This window comes from Hahella sp. CR1 (assembly GCF_029813005.1).
Classification (GTDB): Bacteria; Pseudomonadota; Gammaproteobacteria; order Pseudomonadales; family Oleiphilaceae; genus Hahella.
This window is the reverse complement of record NZ_JAPELK010000001.1, coordinates 165,512-181,379: the sequence shown is the minus strand read 5'-3', so window position 1 is coordinate 181,379 and position 15,868 is coordinate 165,512. Positions and strand designations below refer to the sequence as shown.

Genomic DNA, 15,868 nt, shown 5'->3' with positions numbered 1-15,868 from the left:
AAATCCCCCCTGGAGGAGATGGCGCAGTCTTATCCTCCTTGCTGGCGGCGCAGGTCGGCGTAAAAAAGATGAAAATACGCCCCCGAGGTCATCCCCCGGAGGCGTTAGTAGGCAGTGTCGTCTTGGAGGGCGTCAGTTGATGGCGTAGGAGCCGTAGCGCATGCGCTTCGCCAGAGTAACAGTGGCTTTTTCCGGGCTCATGCCGGGATCGTGCAGAAATTCATGCAACACGGCGTAGAACTCTTCCTGCACCCGCGCGGTAGTGGCCATGCCGTGGGCGATGCTGGGCAGTAGGCCGCCGCTTTTCTCCGCCGCCAGAAAATCCGCGCGGCTCAGGCGGGCGCAGTCGTCGAACTGATCCAGGCTGACGTCCATGCGCGCAGGGATGGAGCCTTTTTTCAGATTGAAAACATTCTGGAAGGTCTCGCTCATGATCGCGTCCGCCAGATCCTGCTGGGCGGCTTGAGCGTCTGCGGATTTGAGCTGGAACATCACCAGCGTGTCGATGTTGTAGAGAAACTGGTTGGACGTGCCCGGCATGGGCGCGCAGACGAAATCTTTACCGGCTTTCTGGCCCGCTTTTTCAAACTCGCCTTTGGCCCAGTCGCCCATGAACTGGAACGCGGCCTGACCATTGATGACCGCCTGGGTGGCGACGTTCCAATCCTGGCTCTTCAAGTCGGTCTTGAAATAAGGCTGCAGGCGACGAAACTGCGCCAGCACTTTAGTCATGGTGTCGCTTTTGATAACGCCATAGTCGTTTTCTACAAAGGCCAGACGGTAGAACTCTTCGCCGCCCACCGCCAGCGCGACGGACTCAAACACGGTGGCGTCCTGCCAGGATTGATCGCCATGGGCGATGACCGGGTAGCCTTTGGCCTGAATTTTTTTCGCCGCGGCTTCGAATTCTTCCCAGGTGGTGGGAACGGCGACGCCGACGTCATCAAGGATACGCTTGTTGATCCACATCCAGTTGACCCGGTGCACGTTCACGGGCGTGGAGACGTAATGGCCGCGAAACTTCGCGACGTCCGCAATCACGGGGGGAAGCTTTTCATCCCAGTGCTGCTTTTGCGCCAATTCATCCAGATTCTGCAGAAAACCCAATCTGGCCCAGCGTTCGATATCCGGGCCCTTGACCATGGCGGAAGCGGGCGGTTCGCCCTGGATCACGCGTTTTTTCAGTTCGGCGTTAGCGCTCTCGCCGCCGCCGCCCGGCACCACGAAGTCGCGCCAGGTATGTCCGCGTTTTTTCACCAGATCCTTCAGCACGTCGATGGCGGCGGCTTCCCCCCCGGAGGTCCAGTAGTGCAGCACCTCGACTTCGCCGGCCGTTGCGGCCTGACTTTGCCAGCATAGCGCCAATGAGAGAAGGATCGTTTTCTTATTCATGGGTTTTCTCCTCGTGCGAACTTAAACTGCAGTTCAATAGAGCCACGCTGCTGATTTCCGAAACGACGCCCAACGCCGCAGCCTTTCGGCCCGGCCTCTTAATCGTTTAACGTGCAACGCCCGCACTGCGGCGAGCCCTGGCGCTTTTCCCCGCCTGCCTCCCTGCATTCCGGACAAACTACAAGTGCAATTCGGGCCGGCGTCCGTACCCGCCGCCGACGCTCCAACAGGAAAAGAGTCGGTCCGGCCAGGTTTGCGCGCTTTGTGCGGCTACCTCCCCACGCTAAAGGGGAAACGGGGAAAAGACTTACGGCTTTTGGGGAATTTCATTCGGGAAAGTAATCTGCAGGCAGTCCATGAACTGTCCATACTGTAAAACGCCGGTCATGTGCGGCGACTCTCTCCATCAGGCGGCAAAGGTAATGAAAAGCGGCGGCAATGCAATCGGAAAATGCGGCCGGGCCGCCTGAATGTGACAGACAGCCCGGTTTTCTGTTTTTTCTTACAGGGTAGGGAGTTAGATCAGGTTGTGTTGTTGCAGAAAGCTATCCGCTGTCGTGACCTCGGCGAAGAAACCGATAACGCTGGCGAGCATGGCCTTTTGCACATGCGCCGCCGGAACGCTTTCTCCGTCGAGAATAAGGTCGCGGGTGGCGGTGGCGTCGCCGATCAGGGTGACGCCGTAGCCGTGCTCCGCTGCGGCGCGCACCGTGGTGTTGACGCACATGTGAGTCATCATGCCGACGATCACCAGATGCTTGACGCCCTGCTTCTCCAAGAGTTGATCCAGTTCAGTGCGAAGGAAGCTGCTGGGGTAGTTTTTCACGACGACAGTTTCATCCGCTTCTGGCGTGACGGAAGCGTGAATCTTTTGTCCTTCCGTGCCGGGAAGAAAAAAGCCGCGGTCGCCAACCATTTCGTGCTGGACGTGGATCACCGGCAAGCCGGCGCGGCGAAATCCGCTCAACACGCTGGCGGCTTTCGCCGCGGCCTGTTCGGATTGATGCAGCTCCATGGCGCCGCCAGGGAAGTAGTCGTTCTGGATGTCGATCAAAAGCAATGCCGTATTGGGTAGGCTAGTCGCGGGCAGGTTGGTCGCAGTCATATTCGTCTCCTTTCATCTTCATTTAGGGTTCAGGTAGCCTGCGCCGCCGGATTGCTGATGGGGATTCGGCTGGCTGATCAGGTTGAGGACTATCTTAGGGACTGGGCGCGAGGTATGCTGATGTCGTAAACGACAAATGCGGGGTGGATTACGACATGGCGCAAACCCAATCAGGCATCAAACGTTACGAGGTGGGCGTGCTGCTTTATCCCACGTCCATGCAGTCGGCGGTGTTTGGACTGAAAGACTTGTTATCCGTGGCGGAAGAATATCGACGTCAGGCGGCGTCGCCGCATTGGCCCGAGTTGCAGATCAGTTTCTGGCGCACGGGAGAAGACGCCAGCCAGCCGGGGTTGGCCTCCCGTCCTTTGCATGAGGCGCTGCAGGCGGCGCCGGATGTGCTGATCGTACCGCCCTGTTTTGACGCCCTCGCGGTGGACTGGCGCCAACCGGCGCTGACAACCGGATTGCAGGCGTTGCATGAGCAGGGAACCATCATGACCTCCGCCTGCGCAGGCAGCTTCGCGCTGGCGGGCGCCGGATTACTGGATGGCCGCAAAGCCACCACCCATTGGCGGCTGGCGAAAGATTTTCAGGCGATGTTTCCATTGGTGGAACTGGTGGAGGATGAGCTGCTGGTGGATCAGGGCGACATCGTCACCGCAGGCGGCGTCAGCGCCTGGATGGATTTGGGCCTGCGCATGATTCAACGGGTGACGTCCGCCTCCCTGACCATGAACCTGGGCAAATTCTTCCTGGTGGATACCGGCCCGCGACGCCAGCAGTATTACCAATTGTTCGCCCCGGATTTCTCTCACGGCGATGGCGCGGTGCGCAAATTACAGTTGTGGCTGCAGGAGCACATGGCGGAGGAGGTCGCCCTCGAAGACATGGCCGCCGTGGCCCGCGTCGGCGAGCGCACTCTGCAGCGACGTTTTCGCAAAGCCCTGGGGATGTCGCCGCTGCAGTACGTGCAGCAACTTCGCATCCAGCGCGCCAGAGAACTGCTCGAGACCAGCATAACCCCCGTGGAGCGCATCATCTGGGATGTCGGTTATGAAGACCCCAGCTCCTTTCGCAAGCTTTTCAAACTCGCCACCGGCCTGACCATGACGGAATACCGCGCGCGCTTCCAACCTGCCTGATTAAAGTCAGTTGCTATAGTTGTATTTTGAAAAACAGTTTTGCCTTGCAAAACGTTTGAGAAATACAAGCAACCGAAGGTGTGACTATGCGAAAGAACCTTCCTGTCACAATGAAAGAAATCAAATTCACGCCGGAGCAAAAGCTGGTGTCCGCCACGGATCTGAAAGGCGTCATCACCCATTGCAACGATGTGTTTGTGACGATCAGCGGATACACCAGAGAAGAGTTGATCGGCAAGCCCCATAACCTGATCCGTCACCCGGATATGCCGCCTGCGGCGTTCAAGGTGATGTGGGAGTGTCTGCAAGCGGGAAAGCCCTGGATGGGGCTGGTGAAAAACCGGGCCAAGAGCGGTGATTATTACTGGGTGAACGCCTACGTCACCCCGGTGACCGAGAATAACCGGGTGGTCGGCTATGAGTCGGTGCGCACCTGTCCCGCCCGCAAGGATGTTGAACGTGCGGAAGCCTTGTATCGCAAGATCAATCAAGGAGGCAAAGCGCGGGGTTGGCGTCCGCCGCCGTTGGAGTACGTGGCGCCCGTGGTCGCGACCCTGGCGTATCTGTTCGCCTGGATAATGGGCGCTGTGTCCGGCTGGGCGGGACCGGCGCTGCTGGCGGTGATGTTGCTCTGCGCCGGTATGGCCGCGTATCGACGCAAACATCTGGTCGCTACGCTGCAAAAACTGCTGGAGCGCTCATTCAGTCATCCTCTGGCGGTGCTGTCTTATACCGACGGCGACCCGGAAGAGGGAACGCTGGCGGTGGCCATCATGAGTTTGAAAGCGCGTCTGGACGCGGTGTTGACCCGTATCGAGGCGGAGTCCGCCCGGATGTTCGAGCGCTCGGGAGAGGGGTTGCATAGGGCGGAAATGGCCAGAGAACGTCTGCGCGACCAACAACGGGAAACCCAGGAAGTGGCGGCGGCCATGCAGCAAATGACCAGTGCGATCAGCTCCGTGTCTGAGCATGTGCAGGAAACCGCGGACAAAGCGGAAGAGTCTTCCGAGCTGGCCAAAAATGGCCGTGAAGTGGCGGTGGGAACGCGTCGGGCGATCGAAGAATTACACGGCGTCGTGGAGGAAATCGGCGGTTCGGTGCTGGAGCTGGCGTCGCAGTCGAAACAGATCGCCCAGGTGGCGCAGATGATCAATCAGGTGGCGGAGCAGACCAATCTGCTGGCCTTGAATGCGGCCATTGAAGCGGCGCGGGCGGGAGAGCAGGGACGCGGCTTTTCCGTTGTGGCCGATGAAGTGCGGCATCTGGCCCAGCGTACGCAGGAATCGACCAAAGAAATCCATCAGATTATTGAAACGCTCACGGCATTGGCGCAGCGTTCCGTCGCGGTGGCGGAGAGGGGCAAGGCCAGCGCGGGCTCAGGTCTGGAGAAGATGATCGAAGCGGAAACCATGTTGAGCGGCATCGCCGACGCCGTCAGCGCTATCGCCGGCATGGCGATCCAAATGGCGGCGACGGCGGAGCAGCAGGCGCAGGCGGCGGAGGAGGTTAACCGCCAGGTGGTGAACATCTCCGACTTGGCGGAGGCGAGCTCTACCGCTGCGGGAGAATCCACCGCCAGCATTGAGCAACTGCGGGGCGTGGCCGCTAATTTGTATGAACTGGTGACCCGTTTTAAGAACTAGGGTTTTGCGTCTGCTCGGTTAACTGCAACAAGCCAAGCTGGGCCTGCTGGGTGAAGTGGCAGAAGGAAAAAAACTGCTCCGGGGACGGACGCGTGCGACAGTCTGCGTTATCGGCGTAAATCAGTCCGACAATGCGCGGACCTACGCGCAGCGGGGTGAACATGCTCGGCGTGCGACCGATCAGGCGGTCGAAATCCGGTCCCCGCAGAATCCGCCAGGCGGGATCGTCCGCATTGGTGAAACAGCCGCTTTGCAGCGCTTTCGCCATGGCGGCGAGCAGGCTGTCGGACTCCAGATTGACGCAGAAGTTTTCTTTCCAGTGATCGGTATGCGGTCCCAGCACCTTTTTCGGAACCAGTTGTTTCTGGCTGCGATCAGTCATCAGCAGCGCCACGCGGGTCAGGCCGACGGCGCGGTGCAGGCCTTCCACCACCGTCATCAGTATCAAGTTAATGTCGGGTTTTTCCGTCAGCATCACCGACAGGTCGCGCAGAATCTGCAGCTGCAACGTTGGGTCCGCAGGTTGCGGCGGCGTCTGCTCGCCGGCGTAGCGGGCGTTATGGCCAGGGATATGATTGACGATCTGTTTCATGCCGATGGCCGCGGCGATTTTGGCCGCCTCCTGGGCATTGGTTTTCAGGCGCTGCTCCAGGTTGTCCGGCTGCTCGTTCAGCTGCGAGGCGACATGGTTGATGGATTGCCGCAATGTGGGGGAATTCCAGCCTTGTTCGGCTTCTTCCACCAGTCCAACGATACTGCGGATCAGCGTCACCATCTGGTTGTCCGCTTTGTTGCCACTGACCACGGCCTGTAGCAGCGGTCCCAGTTTCCAGCAGTCCACCAGACCGCGGGTGATAGCGGGGAAGGTGGCGCCGAGAACCTGTTTCTGGGCGGTGACCGGTTCTTCCCGCACCAGCAGTTCGTCAAGGGCGTCCGCCTGCGGCGTGCGGCAGGACCAGAACGCCAGTTCGCCGATATTGCTGAGCAACGCGGCGATAAAAATCTCTTCACTGCGCGAGGGCGTAAACTTGCCCAGCAGACGCTTGGCCTGCACCGCCGCATGCAGCGCGCGGGCCAGACTTTTCTGCAAATGGATGCGCGGCGATTTGCTTAACAGCGCGTCAATCACCAGGGATGACACGGCGATTGAGCGAACGGTTTCGAATCCCAGCAGCATAATGGAGCGACTGATGGTGCTCACCGGCTGACAGGATGGATTATAAAAGGCGGTGTTGGACTGACGAATGACTTGCGAAGTCAGGTCGGCGTCTTTCAAAACGACGTCCGCCAGCTGCTGTACGGAACAGTCGCCGGTAGCGGTGAGCTCGTTGATTTCCCGCATGGTTTCAGAAAGTACGGGCAATTCGACTCGGCTCAGAAAGTCGACCCAGGCTTGGCAATTCTTGGCGATCATTAAAGGTCCCCCCTGTCGCTCAGTATGACCGGCGCAACAGGGGAATTCCGTAACGGTTTTGCAACCGGACTCGTACGGAAGGTGAGAACTCTGTGCAGATTTGCGTTTAAAAGTGACTAAATGTTGCGCAATTCCGCCAGCATTTCATCCATGAACGGGGTCTTATAGCCAAGTCCCCTGGCGCGGCGGCTGTCCAGACTGACATCGCGGGGGCGCTTGGCCGGCATGATGACATCCCTTTGTTTTTGTTCCTGAACCAGGTCTTCATCAAGTTCAAACGTGCGCGCCAGCGCCTTGAGAAAGTGATGACGGGAGACAGTTTCAATACCGCCCAGATGCAGAGTCAGGCCCTGTTGCATCTGGAAAAAGCGCACGATGCCCTGGGCGGCGGTGGCGTAATCCACGGCGGAGCGATATTCGTCGACAAAGCCGGTGAGCGCATCGCCCTGACGCAGGCGCTCCAGCCATTGCGTCACGCCGCTAGGCTTGAGCAGACCCAGTCCGAACATCCAGGGCAGGCGCACAATGGTGGCGAGGGGATGGCGTTCGCGGATCGACTCTTCCGCCAACGCCTTGTGCTCGCCATAGCGATTGATGGGGCTCACCGGATCGCTTTCCCTGTATACGCCCTGGCGGCCATCGAACACCAGATCGGTGGAGGTGAACAGCAGCGGTATATTTCTCTCCGCGCATAAGGCGGCGAGCAGACGTGTCGCTTCCACGTTCACCTGCAGAGAGCGTTCTGGTTGCTGCTGGCAGGTATTGGGATCGGACAAGGCGGCGGCGTGGATCACGGCGTCCGGCGTCAGATTGCGGAACATGGCCTGCGTCAGCTCTGCGTTGCACAGATCCTGGCGCACTCGAAACGGCGCCAAGTCCTCCGGCAATGTCAAATGATGGCTCTGCGCCAGCACTTCGTAATCCTGATTCAGCGCCCGGCAGATATGCGCGCCTAAAAAGCCGCTGGCGCCGGTGACCAGCACTCTGGGTTTTTTGGCTTCGTTGGAAAAAAGTTGCATGGAAGTCCCTTGTTTTTTGGCCTGAGCCTGTTAACGGCAAGTCTGCCATTTAAGGCGGTTGTGATACAATCGGCGGTTTGTTTGCGGCCTTTGGACTTTTATATTTTCCCTGGGGATTATGGAGGTAGTTGATGAGAGTCGGCGCGTATCGTTCGGAAGCGATGTTGATTGTCGCGGCGGCGATTTGGGGATTCGCCTTTGTCGCCCAGGTGGCGGGCATGGAGCACGTAGGCCCCTTTACTTTCAACGCCGCCCGCTTTGTGCTCGGCGGTCTGTCACTGATTCCTCTGCTCATTATATTGCCGCGTTTGCAGCGGGTGGCTCCGGCCAAACCCAAAGCCAAAGGTCTGTTGCTGGGAAGCTGTCTGGCGGGCTTCTTTCTGTTCGCCGGCGCCTCGCTGCAACAGGTGGGGCTGCAGTACACTACCGCCGGTAAGGCGGGTTTTATAACCGGGTTGTATATCATTCTGGTGCCACTGATCGCGTTATGCTGGGGACAGCGCGCCGAGGCCAAAATATGGTTTGGCGCCGTGCTGTGCGTTATTGGCCTGTTCTACCTCAGCGTGCGCGAAGACTTTACTGTTTCCTATGGCGACTCCCTGCAACTGATCGGCGCCGGTTTCTGGGCGGGACATGTATTGATGATCGGATGGCTGTCTCCCCGTTTTAACCCTTTGCATATTTCCATCGTGCAGTTTCTGGTCTGCGGCCTGGTGAGCTGGGCCGTGGCGTTCGCCATTGAAACGCCCACCTGGAGCGGGCTGTGGGGCGCGTCCTGGTCAATCGCCTATGCGGGCTTCATGTCCGTGGGAATCGCCTATACTTTGCAAGTGATCGGCCAGCAGCATGCGCCGGCGACGCGGGTCGCCATCATCATCAGTCTGGAGACGGTTTTCGCGGTGCTGGGAGGGTGGCTGATGCTGCAGGAAGTCCTGGACGAAAAAGCCATTTACGGATGTGGTCTTATGCTGGCCGGCATGATAGTTTCGCAGCTGAATTTCAACCGTGGCCGCACCCGTGAGAGAGAGTTGCTGGATTCCGGCGCGGCGGGTTCCTGAGCAGGCCATTCGCAACGAACGCAACGCCTGGAAACGCCTGTTGGACTGCGCGAGACGCCCATTGGGCTGTGCGAAACGCCCTTTGGGCTATGCAAGTCCGCCAACTACTGTAAAATACGGGGCCCTTTTTGATGTACTCCTTAGTAAGGTGATTAAGCCGGGATGCTGGATACTTCCATCGCAATAGAAACGCCGGAAGGCGTGGATTTCGATCTCACTCCCGCCGGGCCACTTTCCCGCGCGCTGGCGTACATGGCCGACTTCCTCATTCGGCTGGGTGTTGTCTTGGCCTGTATGATTGTCCTGTCTATTTTTGGAGAAGCCGGCGTCGGCATCTCGCTGATTATTTACTTCGTGCTGGAGTGGTTTTACCCGGTGTTGTTTGAGGTCTACCGGGCCGCGACGCCGGGCAAAAAGTGGATGAACCTTATCGTCGTACACGATGACGGCGCGCCCATTACCTTTTCTTCCTCGTTGTTGCGCAATCTCCTGCGCACGGCGGACATTCTGCCCGTGTTTTACGCGTTGGGGCTGGTGTCCATGATGTGCAACAAACAATTCAAGCGTCTGGGCGACATCGCCGCCGGCACGGTGGTGGTCAGGGCGCGTCGCCCGGAGACCCTGACGGCGCTGGCGGAGCCGGGCGTGCGGGCGCCGAGCGTTCCCCTCAAACCGGAAGAGCAGAAGGCCATCGTGCAGTTTGCGCAACGGGCGGGCGTGCTGTCCCAGGCGCGTCGCCAGGAGCTGGCCAACATTCTGGAGCCGTTGCATCACGAAAAAGACGAGGCGGCGGTCGTTAATCTCAATCAGATGGCGAACTATCTGCTGGGTAAAACGCCGGGACCCGAGCCTGTGCGGGAGCCTTTCGCACCGGAGCCGTCATCATCCATCGCGCAACCACCTGAGGAGCGGCAGTGAAGCAGGACGTATTTGAGCGCCAACAGCAGCATTTTTGGAGCGAGTACGCAGTATTACTGCAAAGGCTGGAGACAGGCGACACAACGGGCTATCGCAATTTCGCCAGTTCCTACCGGCGTCTGTGTCAGCACTTGTCCGTCGCGCGCCATCGCAGCTATTCGCCGCACCTGATTTCCTATTTGAATGATCTGATGCTGCGCGGACATCAGATGTTGTATCGTCGCCCCAGTCATTTCTGGCTGAGCTTTCTGGGGTTTATCCGCTATGACTTTCCCCAGGCGGTGCGCGCTAATCAGCAGTATGTCTGGTTGGCCAGCGCTCTGTTGTACCTGCCGTTCATCGTGCTGATCATCGCCATCAAACTGCAGCCGGATCTGGTGAATCTGGTGCTGGACCCGCATGATGTCGCTTCCTACGAAGCGATGTACGATCCCACCTCGGAACGCTTGGGGCGGCCGCGAGAAGCGTCTACCGACGTGCAGATGTTTGGCTTTTATATCTATAACAACATCGGTATCGCATTCCGCACCTTCGCCACCGGCATCCTGTATACCCTGGGCAGCCTGTTCTTTCTGATTTACAACGGCATCCATATGGGCGCCGTCGCCGGACACTTGACGGAGATTGGTTACACCGAGCCGTTCTGGACCTTCGTTATCGCCCATGGCGCCTTTGAGCTCACGGCGATAGTGTTTTCCGGGGCGGCGGGCATTAAGTTGGGCTTTTCTCTGTTATCTCCCGGCAATCTTTCCCGCCTGGAGTCCCTGAAGCGGTCGGCCAAAGCGTGCACGCCCATTCTGTTTGGCATGGTGGGCATGCTATTGATCGCCGCTTTTATTGAAGCGTTCTGGTCGTCGGATCACACTATGCCAGTGGCGGTGAAATATAGCGTAGGCGCTGTGATGTGGGCGTTGGTGACCTGTTATTTTGTGTTCAGCGGGAGGGTGCGTGAACCCCGCTAATATCAATTTCCGTTTACGCCCCCGGGACCACTACGAAGCGGTGGATCTGGGGTGTCAGTTTGTACGTCGCTGGTGGAAGCAGCTCTACGCAGTATGGCTGTTGACGATGACGCCGGTGGTGGCGTTGTGCTGGTTACTGATTGACGACATTAACTACGTCAGTATCGCCGTGTGGTGGGTGAAGCCGCTGTTTGAGCGTGGGCAGCTTTATTTCTTGAGCCGTGCGGTGTTCGGCGCGCCCCCGACGATAAAGGAAACCCTGCGGCAAACGTCGAAGCTGATGTTTCTGCAATGTTTCGCCACGCTGACCTGGCGGCGCTTCAGCCCGACCCGCTCGTTCGATTTGCCTGTGATTCAGTTGGAAGGCCTGAAAGGCAAAAACCGACAGCAGCGTATGACCGTGCTGCATCGCGATAATGCGGCGTCGGTCAGCTTCTGGGTCACCATTGTCGGCGTGCATCTGGAGAACTTTTTGATGCTCGCCGCGGTGGGGCTGGTCGTTATGTTCATTCCACAAGGCGTGCAACTGGAGTGGGAGACCGTTTTAGAAGCTGCGCCGCTGTACACGGCCTGTTACTTCATCGGCATGACCTTAGTTGGCCCTATATACGCCGCCAGTGGTTTCTCTTTGTACCTGAATCGCCGCATTACCCTGGAAGGCTGGGATCTTGAGCTGATTTTCCGTCAGCTGGGACAGCGACTGGATGATGGTAAGGGATCGGTTCAGCCCGGCGAAGGCGGGGCTGCGCGTCGGGTGACGCAGGCAATGTGTCTGGTCCTGGCGCTGGGCGCCCTGGCGCTTCCTCCCTCTGGTTCCGTTCGCGCAGAGACGGCGACGGAACAGGCTGAAACGGCGGACAGCCAAAGCTGGGACGAGGAAAGAACAGCGCTGACCCCGGACAAGGCGAAAGAAGATATCGAGAAGATTCTGAAAGGACCGGACTTCCGTAATATCGTCAAGAAGGAGGCGCCCAAGTTCTGGAAAGAGTGGGAAGACCGCCAGGAAGAAAAGCGCGAAAAGCAGTTGGACGACTTCAAAGGCTCCAACTTTTCCTTTGGCGAATCCTTCGCTCAGATCTTCAAATTGCTGATCTGGGCGACGCTGATCGGCCTGATTTTGTATCTGCTGTATCGCTATCGGGACTCTATCCTGGCGTTGTCATGGATGCCTCGCATCGAGCGTAAGGAGAAGAGCAAGCCGACCCACGTGTTTGATCTTGATATCCGTGAAGAATCCCTGCCGCCGCAATTAGCCGACGAGGCCTGGGCGCTGTGGGAGCAAGGGCGACATCGGGACGCCCTGGGTCTGTTATACCGCGGCGGCCTGTCTCGCTTGGTGCATCGCCATGGTTTGCGTCTGAATCGCGGCGCTACCGAAGGAGATTGCGTGGCGATGGTGAAGCGGCGTCAAGGCGGCGCGCTCAGCGACTATTTCGCGGTTTTGACCCGGGTCTGGCAGCATCTGGCCTACGCGCACGAACTGCCCACTGCCGAGCATTTTCAGGAGCTATGCCGGGGCTGGACCAACGTGTTTGATGTAGAGCGGGAAGGAGGCGACCATGCAGCGCAGTAATTCCTTCGCCGCTATCGGTATCGCCGTCGCTGTATTGGTGCTGGTGGCATTGGGCGTCTATTGGTATCAGGGACTGGAGTGGATCGAGTACGAGCGGGACCTGGGGCCGAATGAGAAAGCCCGCCGGGAGCCTTTCCTGGCGGCGCAGATATTCATTGAAAAACGCGGCTATAAGCTGGAGAGCAATCCCAGCTTCCGCGACTTCGATAACCCGGATTTTGCGCTGAAAACGTCTACAGACGACGCCATTGTGCTGGTGGACGCTTACGGCTCGCTGTCACAAAAACGGGCGCAAACGCTGTTGGAGTGGGTGGAGCGCGGCGGCCACCTGATGGTGACGGCGAAGAATCCCTATCTTAAGGGCATGGAAAAAATCCAGGACCCGATTTTCGAAGAGTTCGGTGTGGAAGTGGAGCGCAACGGTCAGGGCGACTTCGACGAGGAGCTGTGGGGCGCCATTAGCACTATTGGCGGGTATGTCGGCATCACGCAAGCAGATCTGTGCCCCATGCTGTATCCCCAGGCGGAATTCTCGTTCGAGGGCGATGAAAACACCATTGGCGTGCATTTCCTGTCCAACGATACGCTTTATGGCCAGGACGATTATCTTTACGCCTCCGTCGGCCCGGACGGCGCCTCGCGCATGCTGCAGTACGAATATGGCGACGGCATGGTGACCTACATGGTCAGCCTGGATATGTGGAAAAACTTCGCCATCGGCTGCCAGGACCATGCCTACATGCTGTGGCAAATGGCTCCGGGAGACAGCGGGGTCATGCATTTCTATTACAATCGGGATTTCCCCAGTCTGGGGTCCGTGCTCTGGCGTCACTTCTATGCGGCGATCGCGGTAGGAGCGCTGACCCTGTTTTTATGGCTGTGGTATCGGGGCATGCGCTTCGGTCCGTTGCGGGATGAAGAGCCGGGAACCCAGCGCCAGATTCTTGAGCATATCGCCGCCAGCGCCCGTTTCCTGTGGCGTATGGATAAAGGTCAGGCTCTGGTGGAAAGCGTCAGAGCGGAAACCTGGCAGGCGATTTCCAAGCGGCTGCAGCATATTACGCGGCTGGAGCAATCGGTTCAGATCGCCCAGCTGGCCAAGCATTTTCAAATGAATGAACAAGCGGTGGAAGCGGCCCTGTTCGGCCCGATACCCAATGATCCGGTAAGTTTTGTCAATATTATTCGAGCGTTGAAGCGAATAAAGGATAAGTTATGAGTGAAGCCCACATCGAAGAATCCCAACTGCAATCCATCAGCCAGCAACTGCAGACTCTGAAGTCTGAGCTGGAAAAGGCGATAGTGGGGCAGTCCGACATTATCGAACATACCCTGATCGCCCTGGTGGCCGGCGGACACGTACTGATCGAAGGCGTTCCCGGTCTGGGCAAGACGCTGCTGGTGCGGGCGCTGGCGAAAACCTTCCAGGGCAAATTCGGACGCATTCAGTTCACTCCCGACCTGATGCCCAGCGACGTGACCGGCCACTCCATGTACCACATGGAAACGCAAAGCTTCAAAATCCGCAAAGGGCCGGCGTTCACCAACCTGCTGCTGGCCGACGAGATCAACCGTGCTCCCGCCAAAACCCAGGCGGCGCTGCTGGAAGTGATGCAGGAATATCAGGTCACTATCGATGGCACGTCTTTCCCGGTGCCTACGCCGTTTATGGTGCTGGCGACCCAGAACCCGATCGAACAGGAAGGCACTTATCCGCTGCCGGAGGCGGAGCTGGACCGTTTCATCATGAAGCTGCTGATCGAATTCCCCAGCGCGGAAAACGAAGCCTCTATCGTACGTCAGGTCAATGACAGCCGCGGCGCCAAGGTGGATTATCTGGCCCGGGTCAGCGCTCTGACCACGCCGGAAGAAGTCGGCGCCTGGCAGGCGGCGGCCTGGCAGATTCTGGCGGATGACGCAGTGGTGGATTACGCCGTGCGCATTACCCGCGCCACTCGTGAATGGCCGGGCGTCGCCCGCGGCGCCGGTCCACGCGGCAGCATCAATCTGATCCGCGCAGCGAAAGCGCGGGCGTTGATGGAAGGGCGTCCCTATATCCTGCCCGATGACGTTAAATTACTGGCCCCAGCGGTGCTGCGTCATCGTTTGCTGCTATCCGCAGACATGGAGATCGAAGGCGTCAGCGTCGATAAACTCCTCGCCGGTATGCTGGAAGAGATTGAGGCCCCTCGTAAATGAAACGCAGAGGGGTGCAACCCAGTCCGCAGTTACTTTACTGCGGGCTCGCCGTCACGCTTGCTCTGCTGTGCTGGCAGGGCTATGAGCTGTGGACAGGCGACGGCGATTGGCTGCCGGCGCCAGGGAGCGAGGTCGGCGAGGGCTTTTTCAATGTGCTGATGGGGCTGGCGACGGTGGCGGTCCTGCTGCTGGCGGCGGATCTGTTCGTGTCCTGGCGTCTGCCGTCGGCGCAGATTCACCGGGAAGTGCGCCACAATCTGGCGCTGGATCAGTGGATTCCCGTCAAGCTCACTATAACTCATGACTTTCCTTACGCGGCCACGCTGGAAGTGCACGACCATATTCCGGTGGATTGCGAGTTCGAAGGACTGCCCTTGGTTGTGCCAATGGAGCCGGGTCACCGCACGACCGTGGAGTATCGACTGCGGCCCCGTCGCCGCGGTCCTTTGGAACTGACGCGTGCGGAAGTCCGCGTGCGTTCGGTGGCGGGATTCTGGCTGTTGCGCCAGACCCATGTCGTGGAAACCTCCGCCAAGGTGTTTCCGGACTTCGCCTCCATTGAAGGCTATCAGTTATTGGCCACGGACAATCACACCAGCCAGATGGGCATCCGCCGCAAGCCGCGTCGCGGCGAAGGCATGGATTTTCATCAGTTGCGGGAATACCGGCAGGGAGATTCGCAGCGGCAGATCGACTGGAAAGCCACTTCCCGTCGCCAGAAATTGATTTCCCGGGAGTATCAGGACGAGCGCGATCAGCAGGTCATACTGCTGCTGGACGGCGGTCGCCGTATGCTGACGCAGGATGGCGTGAGTACGCACTTCGACCACTGTCTCAACTGTTTGCTGATGTTGTCCTATGTCGCCTTACGTCAGGGCGACGCGGTGGGCATGATGAGTTTCGGCGCTTCCGTAAAGCATGCGTCGCCAATCAAGGGCGCCACCAATATCAATCGTCTGATCAACCACTTCTACGACTTTTACCCGGATAAGTCCGCGCCGGATTATCTGGAGGCGGCCCGCGAGTTAATGCAGCGATATCGCAAGCGTTCTCTGGTGGTGCTCACCACCAACCTGAGGGAAGAGGACAGCGACGACATCATCAACGCCTGTCGGCTGCTGCAAAAGCGTCACTTGGTGCTGGTGGCGAATCTGCGTGAGGAAACCCTGGATCGGACGCTTGCGGAGGACGTGCGCAATTTCGATCAGGCGGTGGTTTACGCCGGTGTGGTGGACTATCTGCGTCAGCGGGACAAGCTACAGGAAAAACTGCGCGCACAAGGTCTGTTCTTCGTGGATTGCGCCCCCAGCAAGCTCACCGCCCAGGTTATCAACAGCTACTTTTCCATCAAGCGGGCGGGCTACCTCTAGCCCCCTTGACGCGCTTCGGGGTGGGCTCTGCTATGCTTTCATCTGTCCAAGCATTTATTCGCGTAGCAAT

General features: G+C 58.6%; 13 protein-coding genes. 9 read left to right on the top strand and 4 right to left on the bottom strand.

The features are described 5' to 3' along the window. Window positions 1–132 precede the first annotated feature (132 nt). Together ONV78_RS00810 and ONV78_RS00805 are read right to left on the bottom strand one after the other, a co-directional pair. Window positions 133–1,392 (bottom strand): ABC transporter substrate-binding protein, encoded by a 1,260-nt coding sequence (locus tag ONV78_RS00810; RefSeq protein ID WP_279500298.1) that lies wholly within the window; start codon window positions 1,390–1,392, stop codon window positions 133–135. Between the two features lie 517 nt (window positions 1,393–1,909). Next, complete coding sequence (locus ONV78_RS00805) at window positions 1,910–2,497, bottom strand: cysteine hydrolase family protein (protein ID WP_279500297.1); 588 nt, start codon at window positions 2,495–2,497, stop codon at window positions 1,910–1,912. Window positions 2,498–2,652: 155 nt separating this feature from the next. On the opposite strand from ONV78_RS00805, the gene ONV78_RS00800 reads away from it, so the two are divergent. Next, complete coding sequence (locus tag ONV78_RS00800; protein ID WP_279500296.1) at window positions 2,653–3,642, top strand: helix-turn-helix domain-containing protein; 990 nt, start codon at window positions 2,653–2,655, stop codon at window positions 3,640–3,642. Window positions 3,643–3,728: 86 nt separating this feature from the next. Next, the gene (locus ONV78_RS00795) at window positions 3,729–5,285 is read left to right on the top strand and encodes a PAS domain-containing methyl-accepting chemotaxis protein (RefSeq protein ID WP_279500294.1); all 1,557 of its coding nucleotides are present in this window, start codon (window positions 3,729–3,731) and stop codon (window positions 5,283–5,285) included. On the opposite strand, the gene ONV78_RS00790 is transcribed toward ONV78_RS00795, so the two are convergent. Together ONV78_RS00790 and ONV78_RS00785 are read right to left on the bottom strand one after the other, a co-directional pair. Continuing rightward, a complete protein-coding gene (locus tag ONV78_RS00790; protein WP_279500293.1) occupies window positions 5,275–6,699 on the bottom strand; it encodes an HDOD domain-containing protein in 1,425 nt (474 codons plus the stop codon). The genes ONV78_RS00795 and ONV78_RS00790 overlap by 11 nt on opposite strands. 116 nt (window positions 6,700–6,815) lie before the next feature. Next, window positions 6,816–7,718 (bottom strand): SDR family oxidoreductase, encoded by a 903-nt coding sequence (locus ONV78_RS00785; RefSeq protein WP_279500291.1) that lies wholly within the window; start codon window positions 7,716–7,718, stop codon window positions 6,816–6,818. Window positions 7,719–7,849: 131 nt separating this feature from the next. On the opposite strand from ONV78_RS00785, the gene ONV78_RS00780 reads away from it, so the two are divergent. From ONV78_RS00780 to ONV78_RS00750, 7 genes are all read left to right on the top strand, one after another. Next, a complete protein-coding gene (locus ONV78_RS00780; protein ID WP_279500290.1) occupies window positions 7,850–8,776 on the top strand; it encodes a DMT family transporter in 927 nt (308 codons plus the stop codon). Between the two features lie 162 nt (window positions 8,777–8,938). Continuing rightward, window positions 8,939–9,694: an RDD family protein gene (locus ONV78_RS00775; protein WP_216735453.1), complete on the top strand. Its 756-nt coding sequence runs from the start codon at window positions 8,939–8,941 to the stop codon at window positions 9,692–9,694. Continuing rightward, on the top strand, window positions 9,691–10,656 hold the full coding sequence (locus ONV78_RS00770) for a stage II sporulation protein M (protein ID WP_216735454.1): 966 nt from the start codon (window positions 9,691–9,693) through the stop codon (window positions 10,654–10,656). Before ONV78_RS00775 ends, ONV78_RS00770 begins: the two co-directional genes overlap by 4 nt. After that, complete coding sequence (locus ONV78_RS00765; RefSeq protein ID WP_279500287.1) at window positions 10,643–12,229, top strand: DUF4129 domain-containing protein; 1,587 nt, start codon at window positions 10,643–10,645, stop codon at window positions 12,227–12,229. The genes ONV78_RS00770 and ONV78_RS00765 overlap by 14 nt, the downstream gene beginning before the upstream one ends. Next, on the top strand, window positions 12,216–13,448 hold the full coding sequence (locus tag ONV78_RS00760; protein WP_279500285.1) for a DUF4350 domain-containing protein: 1,233 nt from the start codon (window positions 12,216–12,218) through the stop codon (window positions 13,446–13,448). Before ONV78_RS00765 ends, ONV78_RS00760 begins: the two co-directional genes overlap by 14 nt. Then, on the top strand, window positions 13,445–14,428 hold the full coding sequence (locus tag ONV78_RS00755; protein ID WP_216735457.1) for a MoxR family ATPase: 984 nt from the start codon (window positions 13,445–13,447) through the stop codon (window positions 14,426–14,428). Before ONV78_RS00760 ends, ONV78_RS00755 begins: the two co-directional genes overlap by 4 nt. Continuing rightward, complete coding sequence (locus ONV78_RS00750) at window positions 14,425–15,798, top strand: DUF58 domain-containing protein (protein ID WP_279500283.1); 1,374 nt, start codon at window positions 14,425–14,427, stop codon at window positions 15,796–15,798. Before ONV78_RS00755 ends, ONV78_RS00750 begins: the two co-directional genes overlap by 4 nt. The last annotated feature ends 70 nt before the right edge of the window (window positions 15,799–15,868 follow it).